Genomic DNA, 12916 nt, shown 5'->3' on the forward strand with positions numbered 1-12916 from the left:
GCGGACATGTGATGGGGCGGCCGGCAGAGACTGGCACAATGGCAGGATGGCCGTGCCTGCGCGCGGGCCCTGTCGTTTTCCCCGTTTCCTGTTGTCCAACCCCAACCCTACGTCTGGCGTGATTCAGAATTCCTCCCCGCTCCGTCGGCGCTCCCGCACGGACGAGATGCCGCCGCGCCTGCATCCGCAGGCCACCGCGCTGGCAGCCTGGCTGCTGTGTGCCGGATGCCTGGCCCCCTCCTCTGCCGGTGCCGGCACGGCCGCTGCGCCTGCGCCTGCCGCATCCCGCGCCGAGGCGGCGTCGGCTCCTCTGTCCCTGCAGCCCAGCCCCTGGCTCGACGAGCGCCTGCCCGTGCGCGAGCCCGGCACGGCCAGCCCCGGCGCCACCACCGTGGTCGATGCCGACCGTCTGCATGGTCAGGTCGACCGCAGCGTGACCGCCACCGGCCAGGCTGTGCTGCGCCAGCCGGGCGGCGTGGTGCACGGCGACACGCTCGTCTATGACCAGAGCGCCAACACGGTCACGGCCACCGGCCATGTGCGCATCAACCGCCAGGGCAATGTCTACCGCGGCGACCGCCTCCAGCTCCAGCTCGACACCATGTCCGGGGGCTTCTCGGACGTGCAGTACGGACTGCTGCGCAACGGCGCGCACGGCACCGCCAGCCAGGTCGACTTCATCGACGACACCCACAGCCTGGCGCACGACGCCATCTACACCACGTGCCGCACCGACGACGCCCGGGCGGGCAAGTCCAACCCGGCGTGGTACTTCCGGGGGGACAAGATCCTCATCGACACCGAACGCGACGAAGGCTACGTGCAGCACGGCGCGCTCGTGTTCAAGGGCGTGCCCATCCTGCCGATTCCCGGCGGACTCGGCTTTCCGCTGTCCGACAAGCGGCGCTCCGGTCTGCTCGCTCCGAGCATGTCCTACGGCTCCAACGATGGCCTCACCTACAGCCAGCCCTACTATTTCGACATCGCCCCCAACCGCGACGCCACCGTCACCCCCACGATCTACAGCAGCCGGGGCGTGAACCTCTATGGCCAGTTCCGCTACCTCGAACCGCACTACAGCGGCAACATCGAGGTCAACGACATGCCGCACGACAACCTGCGCGACATCAAGCGCTGGAGCTACCGCCTCAACCACACCCAGACCATCCCCACAGGCACCAGTCTGGGGGGCGATCTGGGACTCACCCTCAACCTGCACCGGGTGAGCGACGACAACTACTGGCGCGACTTCAACAGCCTCTCGGCCATCAACAGCTCGCTGTCCGACCGCCTGCTCTCCAACGACGTGCGGCTCAACTGGAGCCACGGCGACTGGTCTGCCTACGTGTTCGCCCAGAAATGGCAGACCCTGCAGCAGCCCGACACCCTCACCCCGCCCTTCGACAAGCTCCCGCAGGCACACGCCACCTACAGCAGAACCGACGTGCGCGGCTTCGACTACTCGATCGACCTCGACACCACGCGCTTCCGCTCCGACAGCACCCTCACCGGCTACCCCAACGGCCAGCGCAGCTACGTGCAGGGCCGTGTCAGCTACCCGTGGCTGAGCTCCTGGGGACACCTCACCCCCACCCTGCAGCTCGATGCCACGCGCTACGACACCTCCACCCCCATGAGCAACGGCGCCACCAGCGCCACGCGGGTGCTGCCCACCTTCACGCTCGACGGTGGACTGGTCTTCGAGCGCTCCACCCAGTTCTTCGGGCGCAACATCACGCAGACGCTCGAACCACGGCTGTTCTACGCCTACACGCCCTACCGCGACCAGAGCTACCTGCCCGTGTACGACACGGCGCTCAAGGACTTCAACCTCTCAAGCATCTTCAGCGCCAACCCCTTCTCCGGCAACGACCGGGTTGCCGACATCAACGCCCTCACCGCCGGCGTCACCAGCCGGCTCTACGAAGCCGACACCGGCAAGGAACTGGCCAGCTTCACCGCCGCCGCACGGCGCCAGATGCATGCCCGGCAGGTCACCCTCAACGCCAGCGACACCGCCGACAGCAGCAGCTTCAGCGACCTGCTCTTCGACGCCAGCCTGCACTGGAGTCCCCGCTGGAGCACGCGCGCGGCCCTGCAGTACGACCCCACCATCGGGCGCAACATCCGCTCGGTCTTCGGCGTGAGCTACAGCCCCGGTCCCTACCGCACCCTGTCGGCCAACTACCGTCTGCAGCGGGGCGTGAGCGAGCAGGTCGACGCCGGCTGGCAATGGCCCATCAACGACCTCTGGGGCGAAAAGGACGCCTCGCCCGGCCGTGGTCAGGGCCTCGGCCCGAACCGCTGGTACTCGGTCGGCCGCGTGTACTACTCGATGCTCGACCGCCGCATCGTCGACGCCATCCTTGGCTTCGAATACGACTCCTGCTGCTGGATCGGCCGGGTGGCGCTGCGCCGCCAGCAGACCCAGGAAACCCCGGTACAGTACAGCAACAAGATCATGTTCCAGCTCGAACTCACCGGCCTCACCCGCCTCGGATCGAGCCCCATTCCCACCTTCCGCGACAATATTCCGCACTACCAGCTGCTGCGCGACGGTTCCGCCGCCGAGCACAGCCGATTCGAGCAATACGAATGACCCCCACCGCAGAGCATCCCATGACTTCTTCCGTCGTCCGCCTGTCCTCCCTGACCCGCCGTACCGGCGCCCTCACCCTGGCCACCCTCATGGCCATCGGCGCCGTGCTGCCCGCGCAGGCCCGCACCCCCTCCCGCAAGAAGGCCCCCACGGCTGCCGCGCCGGCAGTCCACGCGACGCCGGGCGCCCCGGTCGTGGGCGACTACATCGTGGCCGTGGTCGAATCCACCCCCGTCACCAACCGCGAGGTCAACCTGCGCGCCGACCTGATCGCGCACGACCTCACTGCCCGCCATGCCGCCGTGCCCGAACGGGCCGCCCTGCTCAAGCAGGCCCTCAACGACCTCATCCTGCGCAAGGCCGCCATCAGCTTCGCCAAGAAGGCGGGCCTCACCGCCAGCGACGAGGAAGTCAACGTCCGCCTGCAGGAAGTCGCCGCCCAGAACCAGACCGACATCAAGACCCTGCTGGCCCGCGTGCAGACCGACCGCCATCTCACACCGGCCCAATACCGCCAGGAACTGGCCGACCAGATCGCCGTGGAACGCCTGCGCCAGGGACAGATCGCCTCCATGACCGGCAAGGTCACTGATGCCGACGCGCTGGCCTACCTGCGCGAGCAGCAGGCCAAGGCGGGCGCCGGAGTCGCTCCGGTCGAAATGCTCAATCTGGCCCAGATCATCATCGCCGTGCCCCGCAATGCCGATGCCGCCACCGTGCAGCAGCTGCAGGCCAAGGCCGAGGAAGCCCTCGCCAAGCTGCGCTCGGGCACCGACTTTGCCACCGTGGTGCACGACTACACCGACGGCTCCGGCCGCACCACCGGCGGCGTCATGGGCCTGCTGCCCGCAGCGCAGTACCCGGCCGAATTCACCAGCGCCGTGCAGAACGTGCCGGCAGGCCAGACCACCGGCATCATCCGCACCGTGGCCGGCTTCCACATCCTGAAGGTCGTGGACCGCCAGCAGACCACCGCCGTCATGACCGTGCCCGAGCTGCACGTGCGCCACATCCTGCTGCGCACGGGCCCCAAGCTCACCCAGGCACAGGCTCTGGCCGAACTCACCAAGCTGCGCCAGCAGATCACGGCTGGCAAGCGGGACTTTGCCGATGCCGCACGGGCCGTCTCCGAAGACGGCAGCGCCCAGCAGGGCGGCGACCTGGGCTGGACCCCGCCCGACGTGTTCGTGCCCGAATTCACCCAGCAGATCGACCGGCTGCAACCGGGACAGATCAGCGCTCCGTTCGTGACCCGCTTCGGCGTGCATCTGGCCCAGCTCCTCGGACGCCGCGCCATGCCCATGACCCCGCAGCAGGAGCTCGAAGCTGCCCGCGCCGCCCTCCGCCAGCAGAAGGAAGCCGCCGCCGGTGCCGAATGGGAACGCAACATCCGTGCCCGTGCCTACGTCGAGCTGCGCGAGGCCGCGCATTGAGCCGTTCCACCCCCTCCCGCCCAGGCCACCATGCCCGCACCCCGGTGGCCCACAGCGGGGGCCATGTGGCGCGCAAGCGCTTCGGCCAGAACTTCCTGCATGACCAGGCCGTCATCGAGGGTATCGTCGATGCCATCGATCCCCGGCCCGGCGAGCCTCTCATCGAGATCGGCCCCGGTCTCGCTGCCCTCACCCGGCCGCTCGTCGAGCGCTGCGGCCATCTGACCGTCATCGAGCTCGACCGCGATCTCGCTGCTCGCCTGCGCACCGTGCCCACGCTCGACGTGATCGAGGCCGATGTGCTCAAGGTCGACATCACGGCGCTGGCGGCCGAGCGTGGCTGGACCCAGGTTCGCCTTGCGGGCAACCTGCCCTACAACATCTCCACCCCGATCCTGTTCCACCTGCTCGACCACGTTGCCATCGTGCAGGATCAGCACTTCATGCTGCAGAAGGAAGTCGTGCACCGCATGGTCGCCGGCCCGTCCACCTCGGACTACAGCCGGCTGAGCGTGATGCTGCAGTGGCGCTACGCCATGGAAAAAGTCCTCGACGTGCCCCCCGGCAGCTTCAACCCGCCGCCCAAGGTCGACAGCGCCGTGGTGCGCATGGTGCCCCTTGCGGACGCGCCTGCCGTCGATGCACGGCTGCTGGGCGAGCTGGTGCAGTCCGCCTTCAGCCAGCGACGCAAGCTCCTGCGCCACAGCCTGGGCCACTGGCTGGAGGCCCACGGCTACACCGGCGATTTCGACCTGCACCGCCGCGCCGAGGAAGTGCCGGTAGCCGAATATGTGGCGCTGGCCCAGTCCCCCTCACTGTCCGCCTGAAGCGCCCCGCCGCACGGCACAGGCAGCAGCACACAGGCGCTGACTGGGCAAAAGCAAGAGCCTGCGCGCGTCAGCACGCAAGCTCCCACAGCGACGGAACGGAACCGCCCCTGTCAGTCGGCCGATGCCTTGCCGGCCTTGCTCCCCTTGGCGTGCTTGCCCGCCGCCTTGCCGGACCTGGCAGGCTTGACGGTCTTCACCCCCTTGGGCAGGTGAGCGGCCACCGCATCGGCACCTGCCGGAGCCAGCGCAGCCCCTTTCCCTGTCTGCGCAGCACCGGCCACAGGCACTTCCGCCCTGGCAGCTGCCGGCACACGCCCGCTCTGCCCCGCAGACTTCGATTCGGCTGCAGGCGCCAGAGTCCGGCGCGGTGCGCGCTCCTCGTACTCGCGGCGAAGCTGCTTGCGGACCATGGCCTCCTCGAAGCGGCGTTTCTCGTCAGAGGTAAAGGGCCGCAGCGGCGTCACGGCCACCGGCCGCCGTTCCTCGTCCACCGCCACCATGGTGAAAAAGCAGCTGTTCACATGCCGCGTCTCCTGCGACAGAATGTTCTGCGCCTCCACCTTGATCCCCACCTCCATCGACGAAGTACCCGTGTAGTTCACCGAGGCATAGAACGTCACGAGCTCGCCCACATAGATCGGCTGCCGGAACATCACCTGATCCACCGACAGCGTGACCACGTAACGCCCCGCATAGCGGCTCGCGCAGGCATAGGCCACCTGGTCGAGAAGCTTCAAAATGGTCCCCCCGTGCACATTGCCGGAGAAATTGGCCGTATCGGGAGTCATCAGCACCGTCATGGTGAGCTGGTGGGCAGGTAAGTCCATGGTTGACAGATCGGTTCAGAAAAAAAGAAAAATCAAGCAGGCCAAGCTCCACGCCAGGCATGAAGCACGCGCCCCGCTTTGCCGCATGCAGCCGCAAGCACCAGCAACCCAAGCAAAATCCAGGCCACCCATGCTGCACCTCTGCATGCCGCTGAGGTACCGCATTGTGCGCCAACCACAAGCTCCCTGCCGCAGACACGGCCCACTCACGGCCAACTGCCCCGCAAGGCACGGGCTCTTTGGGTTATTTGCCAATGCAGAACTTGCCGAAGATTTCGCCCAGGAGGTCGTCGGGGGTGAATTCGCCGGTGATGGTGTTGAGGGCGTTCTGGGCGAGGCGGAGTTCCTCGGCGAGGAGGTCGAGGGCGGGGGCGGGGGCGGGTCTGGCGAGGTGGGCGCGGGCTTCCTCGACGTGAACGGCCACGTGTTCGAGCGCGTGGAGGTGGCGCTCACGGGCGATGAAGACACCTTCGGGGGCAGATTGCCAGCCGACGAGGCGCAGCAGGCGCTGGCGCAGGGTTTCGAGTCCGGCACCGGTGCGTGCGCTGAGCAGAAGGGGCGCATCGGCATCCTCCTGCCGATGGGCGTCCACGGGAGCTGACAGGTCAGGGGGCGCATCGGTCAGGGTGTCGGCCTTGTTGGCCAGATGCAGCACGGGCACGCTTGCGGGGAGCTGCTCGGCAAGGCGCTCGGCGATGCGGGCGTCGGCCTCGCGGTAGGCGGGGTCGGACTGGCGGGTGAGGTCGTGCAGGAAGAGGACGGCATCGGCCTGGGTGATTTCGCCCCAGGCGCGCTCGATGCCGATGGCCTCTACGGCGTCGACTTCGGCAAGGGAGGTGTCGCGCAGGCCGGCAGTGTCGACGACGTGCAGGGGCACGCCCTCGATCTGGATGGTCTGGGTGACCTTGTCGCGCGTGGTGCCGGCAATGGGAGTGACGATGGCCAGTTCGGCCCCCGCCAGGGCATTGAGCAGGGAACTCTTGCCGGCATTGGGCTGGCCGGCGATGACGACGCGGATGCCTTCGCGCAGGAGCGCGCCCTGCCGGGCCTGGCGGCGGATGCTGGCCAGGCGCTCGGCGATGCGGTCGAGCTGTCCCGAAGCGTCGGCCTGGCGAAGAAAGTCGATGTCTTCCTCGGGGAAGTCGAGCGTGGCTTCGACGAGCATGCGCAGGTGCACGAGGGCGTCGCGCAGGGTCTGCACCTCGTGGCTGAAGGCGCCACTCAGCGAGCGGCTGGCGCTGCGGGCAGCGGTTTCGGTGCTGGCGTCGATGAGGTCGGCCACGGCTTCGGCCTGGGCCAGATCGAGTTTGCCGTTGAGGAAGGCGCGTTCGGTGAATTCTCCCGGCTCGGCCACCCGCACCCCCAGGGAGGTGCCGGCCTGCAGGCAGCGAGCCAGCAGCAGCCGCAGCACCACGCTGCCGCCGTGGGCCTGGAGTTCGAGCACGTCTTCTCCGGTGTAGCTGTGCGGGGCCGGGAACCACAGGGCCAGTCCATGGTCGAGCGCGGCCCCCTGCGCATCCGGAAACGGCAGGTAGGTGGCCATGCGGGCCACGAGCGGGCGTCCGAGCAGGGCTTCGACGAGCGGGGCAAGCCCCTGCCCGCTCACCCGCACGATGCCCACGGCTCCCCGTCCGGGGGCGGTGGCAATGGCGGCAATGGGCTGGGCATGACGGGCAAGCATGAAACGGGGTCTCCGGATAGAGGGGGTCTGCTGCAGCGCAGGCAGGCAGCTCGGACAATCGCTGCATCTTGCCAGAAACCAGGTCCCGGCGCAGCTCTCGGGTGGCCCTGGATGCACGGGATACGCCTGCACCGAATCTGGCGCACAGAAGCGCAAAACCTGCTGCCATGCGGGCATGGCTTCTCCGCTACCATGCAGCCATGTGTCTGTCCCGGTTCTTTTCCTGGTGCGAGCATCGTCTCGCGCCCTATCCCGCTCCTGATCCTGCCCTGCCGCCCCGGGCGTTCTGGCCCTTTGTGTGGCAGGCGGCGACCGGGGCGCGTGGCTCCCTGGTGGCGCTGGCTGTGCTGTCGGCACTGATCTCGATGTACGAGGTGTTCCTGTTCGCCACGCTGGGGCGCGTGGTGGACTGGCTCGGCGCGCTGCACCCGCACGCGCTGCTGGCCGCACGGGGGACATCGCTTGCCTGGCTCGCCGGCATCATGCTGGCCTCGATCGCGCTGGTGACGCTGCAGACCACAGTCAAGCACCAGGTGCTGGCCATCAATTTTCCGATGCGGCTGCGCTGGAACTTCCACCGCCTGATGCTCGGCCAGAGCATGGCGTTCTATGCCGACGAGTTCGCGGGCCGCATCACCACCAAGATCATGCAGACGGCCCTGGCCGTGCGCGACATGCTGTTCACCACGGCCGACGTGCTCATCGGCATGGGCACCTACATGCTCACGATCCTGCTGCTGGCCGCGGGTTTCGACTGGCGGCTGATGGTGCCGTTTGCCCTGTGGGCGGCTGCCTATGTGGCGGCCTGCCGCTACTTCGTGCCACGGCTCGCGCAGGTGAGCCGCGAGCAGGCCCATGCCCGCGCGGCCATGACGGGACGCATCACCGATGCCTATACCAACATCGCCACGGTCAAGCTCTTTGCCCATACCCGCAGCGAGGCGGCCTTTGCCCGTGCGGCCATGGACGGCTTCCGCTCCACCGGCTACGCGCAGATGCGGCTCGTGAGCCAGTTCGAGATCACCAACCAGGTCATGATGGTGGCGCTCATCGGCAGCTCGGGCGGCCTGGCGCTGTGGCTCTGGGCCCAGCAGGGCATCGGCATCGGGGCGGTGGCGGCCATCACCGCCATGGCGCTGCGCCTCAACGGCATGAGCCACTGGGTCATGTGGGAGCTGACCACGCTGTTCGAGCATGTGGGCACCATCCAGGACGGCATCAATACCCTCTCGCGGGCCCCGACGGTGGTGGATGCGCCCGAAGCCGGCACGCTGCGCGTGACGCAGGGGGAAGTGCGGTTCGAGCATGTGACCTTCGGCTACCGGCCCGACCTGTCTCCGGTGATCGACGACCTCACGCTCACGATCCGTCCCGGCGAGAAAGTGGGGCTGATCGGCCGCTCGGGCGCGGGCAAGTCCACCCTGGTGAGCCTGCTGCTGCGCTTTCAGGACGTGCAGGCCGGCAGCGTGCGCATCGACGGGCAGGACATCCGCGCCGTCACCCAGGACAGCCTGCGCGCGCACATCGGCGTGGTCACGCAGGACACCTCGCTTCTGCACCGCAGCATGCGCGACAACATCCTCTACGGCCGGCCGGATGCCAGCGAGGCCGAGCTGCATGCCGCTGCCGCGCGTGCCGAAGCCGATGGATTCATCTCCGCGCTGGAAGACCGCGAGGGCCACACCGGCTACGACGCCCAGGTGGGCGAGCGGGGCGTGAAGCTCTCCGGCGGCCAGCGGCAGCGCGTGGCCATCGCGCGCGTCATGCTCAAGAACGCCCCCATCCTGGTGCTCGATGAGGCCACCAGCGCCCTCGACTCCGAAGTGGAGGCGGCCATTCAGGACAGCCTCGCCAAGCTCATGGAAGGCAAGACCGTGCTTGCCATTGCGCACCGGCTCTCGACCATCGCGGCGCTCGACCGGCTCGTGGTGCTCGACCAGGGCCGCATCGTCGAAGAAGGCACGCACCACGAACTGCTGGCACGCCATGGGCTGTATGCGCGCCTGTGGCAACGGCAGAGTGGCGGTTTTCTGGGCGAGCAGTCCGGACACGAAGAGGCCGATGCCCTCCAGACCGCGCTGGCGGCCGGTCAGGCTGCGGACCCTGCCGCGTCCGAGACCACTCCGGCCGATGCAGCCTCCGAAGCCGACACGCCCCAGCCGCCCTCGGGCGCTTCTGCCGATCGCCCTGCGGCCTGCTGACAGGCGGGCCTGCCCCTTCACCAGCAGCTCAGACCCACCGCCAGGCCCTGCTTTCTGTCGAGGGGCCAAATGTCCTTGACTGAGGTGCCAGTCAGGCCGCAGCCCCCCTGCCGGCCAGCATGGCTCCATGCACCACCAGCGCTGCCGCCTCCATGCTGGCCAGAGCCACGGCCACGCGCATGCCATAGCGCCGGCCACCGCTCACAAAGGCCAGCACCGACTTCGACACCGCGCTGCTGGCCAGCACGCACAGCACACCCCATTGCGCATACACGGGAGACATGCTGCCCGAAGTCCCCATCTGGGCAATGCCCACGGCCGCCGCCTGCAGCTCCGTGAGTGCGGCCAGCATGGCAGCTGCAATGGCCACCGTATCCCCGAAGGTGCTGCGCAACCAGGCCGCCAGCACCGAGAACCCCGCAATGACGGCAGCCACCAGAAAGGCATGGGCGAGCTTGAAGGCCTTGGCCGTGGGCTCCTCCACCCACTGCTGCGCGCGGGCCGCCGCCCGCAGGCCGAACGCGGCGTTGAGCACCAGCACCCCCACGGCCGCCGCCATGGGCCATGCCAGCGCCTGCATGAGCCCGGGCGCCGCCGCCCACACCACCGCCAGCAACAGCAGCAGCGAGGCCAGATTGGAGAGAATCGCCGCCGAGCTGGCCGCCATCATCAGGCGGGGCTCGGTCTTCACCCGCTGCCCAAAGCTCGCGGTGGCCGCTGTGGACGAGGCAAAGCCCGAAAAGAACCCCGTCACGGCCAGCCCCCAGCGCACCCCGGCCATGCGCATGGCGACATGCCCCAGCATGCCCATGGCCATGACGAGCACCACGATCATCCAGACCGTGCGCGGATCGAGCACGCCCCAGGGATCGACCGCATGGTGCGGCAGCAGGGGCATGACCACCAGCAGCGCCGCCAGGATAAGCAGCGCGTCCTTGAGCTCCTGTTCGGTGACGATGTTGCGGCTGATGTTCTGCAGCTGGGCCTTGGCCTGCAGCAGCATGGCCGCCACCACCCCCAGCCCCGCCGCCAGTTGCGGGTCACGCACCGCAAGCCCGGCCAGCGCCATGTTGAGCAGCAGCGCCGTCTCGCCGGTCAGCCCGAGATCGGTCGGGGCATTGCGCACATAGCCCACCACGGCCAGCGCTCCCACGGCAGCCAGCGCCGCGATGTAGGGCCCCGGCCCCAGCCCGAACGTCACCACCCCCAGCAGCGCCACGATGGCATGGGTACGCAATCCGGCCAGCGGCCCGGTGCTGTGGCGCTCCCGGATCGCACCCACCAGAATGCCCATGCCGAGCGCCGTGGCAATGCTGGTGATGGAAACAGACAGAGGCACGGATGGGTCGGTCATGGCGGCACACTCCTGCTCGGAAAAAGAGAAAAGAGACAAGGACCAGGACACGCAGCACACCGTACCCGTCCAGCCCGCAGCCTTCCATGCAGAATAATCGCTCTGCCCCGTGGCACACCGGACGGCGGCCGCCGGGAGCATGAAAATGCCCGCACATGGCGGGCATTTTCATGGGGAAGGCCCATGCGCTGCCGCTGAGGCTGCCCGCGCAAGACGCCTGCGCGCACGGCGCAGGCCTCAGGCGTGGCCTGCTTCCTGCTTGCCGAGCTGGGTGACGATCTGCAGGGCGCGGGTCATGCCCTGGGCGTGTTCGCCGTCGATGTAGTACTTGCCGGCCACGCCGAACGAGGGTACGCCCTCGACGCCGTAGTCCTGCACCAGCTGGTTGGCGCGGCGCAGGTTGGCATCCATGGCAAAGGACTTGTAGGCCTCTGCAAAGTTCGTGCCCTGCAGCTCGGGCTGCTTGGCCGCCCAGGCCAGCACGGCTCCGTCGGAAAAGAGCTGCTGGCGCTCCTTGTGCACGGCATCGAACACCTTGCCGTGCATCTGCGCGAGCTTGCCGGATGCCACGAGCGCGTAGTACATGCGCTGCAGCGGCACCATCTCGGGCCGGAAGGCGACCGGCACCAGGTTGACGACCAGCTCGGCAGGTGCGGATTTGCGCCAGGCCTCGAACTCGGGCTCGAAGTGGTTGCAGTGCGGGCACCAGTAGCCGAAGAACTCGACCACCTCGGCCTTGCCCTTGGGCACTTCGGTGGGCAGGGGCGACTTGAGCACCATGTAGTCCTGTCCGGCCACAAAGGAGCCGGCGGCCGCCGGCTGGGCCGGTGCGGCATTGGCCGAACTGATGGCACCGGGGGCAGGCACAGCCTCGGCACCTGCCGTGGACGAGCCGGCCGGTGCGGGGCCGGTGGTGGTGGTCTGCTTGCAGCCGGCAAGCAGGCCGGCGATGGCGCCCGAGCCCACCAGGAGGCTCAGGGAAAATTCACGACGCTTCATGGGAACACACTCCGGAAACGGCATGCCGCGCGGGCACGCCTGAGCAGGAAATCAGCGCTGGACCCGCACCAGTGCGGCCTCCACGCCATTGCTGTCGAGACGCGATTTTGCATGGTCGGCGTCGGCCTTGCTGTTGAAGGGGCCAAGCCGTACCCGGTAGACGGTGCGTCCGGCCTGGTCACGCTCGGTGACGCGGGCACCGAAGCCCATGAGCGACAGACGCGCCTTCTGGGCATCGGCCTCGCCCTGGTCGCGGAAGGCGCCTGCCTGCACGAAGTAGACGAAGGGCTCGTTGGCGGCCGCCGGCTGGGCCGGTGCATGGGGGCGCGCCGGTGCGGCGGCTCCGCGCTCCTGCGCCAGGGTGCCGATGGGATCGGCGGAGGCATTGGCCCGGTCGGTCTGGACCTTGTTGGCTCGGGCTTCGGCCTGCTGGGCCCGGGCGCGCGCCTCGGCACGGGCCTTGGCACGCTCGGCTTCCTGCTGCTTCAGGTCGGCACGGTGTCTGGCCTGGGCTTCGGCACGGGCCTGAGCCTGGGCCTGCTCCTGCGCGCCCATGACTTCAGGGTAGTTGCCGCTGTGGTTCTGGCTGGTGGCTGCCGGCTGCTGCTGGGCATGGCGGGCAGTGGCCGGTGCGGTCGTACCCTTGGCAGGGGTGTCGCCGAGCTCGTTGACGATGGGTGGTGGCGCATCGGCCGAGGCGCCCTGCTGGGCTGCGGGCTCGACCTGCCCGCTCACCCCCCCGCGGTAGCCCTGCAGGCCGGCGTTGGGATCCCAGGCCTTGAGCCGGGCTTCCTCGGAGGCCTTCTGCTCGGCGGTCTTGCCCATGAGCTTGTCGGTGAAGGGCGTGGGTGCCTTGGTGACATAGACCGCCACGCCCAGCGCGATGGCCAGTCCGACGACCAGCCCGATGATGAAGCCCACGATGCCGAGGCCACGCTGGCGGGTACGGCGGGCGATGGGGGCGGGAACGGTGCGGTTCATGTCCTTGGGGT

8 protein-coding genes and 1 pseudogene are annotated in these 12916 nt (G+C 68.6%); 4 read left to right on the forward strand and 5 right to left on the reverse strand.

Annotation, left to right across the window (positions count from 1 at the left end; translation table 11 throughout):
- Window positions 1-118: 118 nt before the first annotated feature.
- From ACE3P9_RS03355 to rsmA, 3 genes are read left to right on the forward strand one after another with little or no spacing between them, the layout of a single operon-like run.
- Window positions 119-2599, forward strand: a complete 2481-nt coding sequence (locus tag ACE3P9_RS03355; RefSeq protein ID WP_374491838.1) for an LPS-assembly protein LptD — start codon at window positions 119-121, stop codon at window positions 2597-2599.
- A 20-nt stretch (window positions 2600-2619) separates the two neighbouring features.
- The gene (locus ACE3P9_RS03360) at window positions 2620-4032 is read left to right on the forward strand and encodes a peptidylprolyl isomerase (protein WP_374491839.1); all 1413 of its coding nucleotides are present in this window, start codon (window positions 2620-2622) and stop codon (window positions 4030-4032) included.
- 44 nt (window positions 4033-4076) lie between these two features.
- Window positions 4077-4859: a 16S rRNA (adenine(1518)-N(6)/adenine(1519)-N(6))-dimethyltransferase RsmA gene (gene rsmA / locus ACE3P9_RS03365; protein ID WP_374491940.1), complete on the forward strand. Its 783-nt coding sequence runs from the start codon at window positions 4077-4079 to the stop codon at window positions 4857-4859.
- 374 nt (window positions 4860-5233) lie between these two features.
- Here rsmA and ACE3P9_RS03370 read toward each other — a convergent pair.
- Both ACE3P9_RS03370 and mnmE read right to left on the reverse strand, forming a co-directional pair.
- Window positions 5234-5689: pseudogene (locus tag ACE3P9_RS03370) on the reverse strand (acyl-CoA thioesterase); the annotation flags it as partial.
- 244 nt (window positions 5690-5933) lie between these two features.
- Window positions 5934-7370 carry a tRNA uridine-5-carboxymethylaminomethyl(34) synthesis GTPase MnmE gene (gene mnmE, locus ACE3P9_RS03375; protein WP_374491840.1) on the reverse strand — a complete coding sequence of 479 codons (1437 nt, stop codon included), beginning with the start codon at window positions 7368-7370 and terminating at the stop codon, window positions 5934-5936.
- Between the two features lie 200 nt (window positions 7371-7570).
- Here mnmE and ACE3P9_RS03380 point away from each other — a divergent pair, with 200 nt between their 5' ends.
- Complete coding sequence (locus ACE3P9_RS03380) at window positions 7571-9571, forward strand: ABC transporter ATP-binding protein (protein WP_374491841.1); 2001 nt, start codon at window positions 7571-7573, stop codon at window positions 9569-9571.
- Between the two features lie 91 nt (window positions 9572-9662).
- Here the strand turns inward: ACE3P9_RS03380 and ACE3P9_RS03385 are convergent, their stop codons facing one another.
- From ACE3P9_RS03385 to ACE3P9_RS03395, 3 genes are all read right to left on the reverse strand, one after another.
- Window positions 9663-10925, reverse strand: a complete 1263-nt coding sequence (locus ACE3P9_RS03385) for an MgtC/SapB family protein (RefSeq protein WP_374491842.1) — start codon at window positions 10923-10925, stop codon at window positions 9663-9665.
- Between the two features lie 237 nt (window positions 10926-11162).
- Complete coding sequence (locus tag ACE3P9_RS03390) at window positions 11163-11924, reverse strand: thiol:disulfide interchange protein DsbA/DsbL (protein ID WP_374491843.1); 762 nt, start codon at window positions 11922-11924, stop codon at window positions 11163-11165.
- Window positions 11925-11975: 51 nt separating this feature from the next.
- The gene (locus ACE3P9_RS03395; RefSeq protein ID WP_374491844.1) at window positions 11976-12905 is read right to left on the reverse strand and encodes an SPOR domain-containing protein; all 930 of its coding nucleotides are present in this window, start codon (window positions 12903-12905) and stop codon (window positions 11976-11978) included.
- Window positions 12906-12916 lie beyond the last annotated feature (11 nt).

Source organism: Allobrachymonas sp. (assembly GCF_041912815.1).
Taxonomy (GTDB): Bacteria; Pseudomonadota; Gammaproteobacteria; order Burkholderiales; family Burkholderiaceae_C; genus Brachymonas.

What these genes read in the sequence shown, in the direction of transcription:
- ACE3P9_RS03360 (WP_374491839.1), top strand. Translation starts at nt 2,620, where the DNA reads ATGACTTCTTCCGTCGTCCGCCTGTCCTCCCTGACCCGCCGTACCGGC.
- mnmE (WP_374491840.1), bottom strand. Translation starts at nt 7,370, where the DNA reads ATGCTTGCCCGTCATGCCCAGCCCATTGCCGCCATTGCCACCGCCCCC.
- ACE3P9_RS03380 (WP_374491841.1), top strand. Translation starts at nt 7,571, where the DNA reads ATGTGTCTGTCCCGGTTCTTTTCCTGGTGCGAGCATCGTCTCGCGCCC.
- ACE3P9_RS03385 (WP_374491842.1), bottom strand. Translation starts at nt 10,925, where the DNA reads ATGACCGACCCATCCGTGCCTCTGTCTGTTTCCATCACCAGCATTGCC.
- ACE3P9_RS03390 (WP_374491843.1), bottom strand. Translation starts at nt 11,924, where the DNA reads ATGAAGCGTCGTGAATTTTCCCTGAGCCTCCTGGTGGGCTCGGGCGCC.
- ACE3P9_RS03395 (WP_374491844.1), bottom strand. Translation starts at nt 12,905, where the DNA reads ATGAACCGCACCGTTCCCGCCCCCATCGCCCGCCGTACCCGCCAGCGT.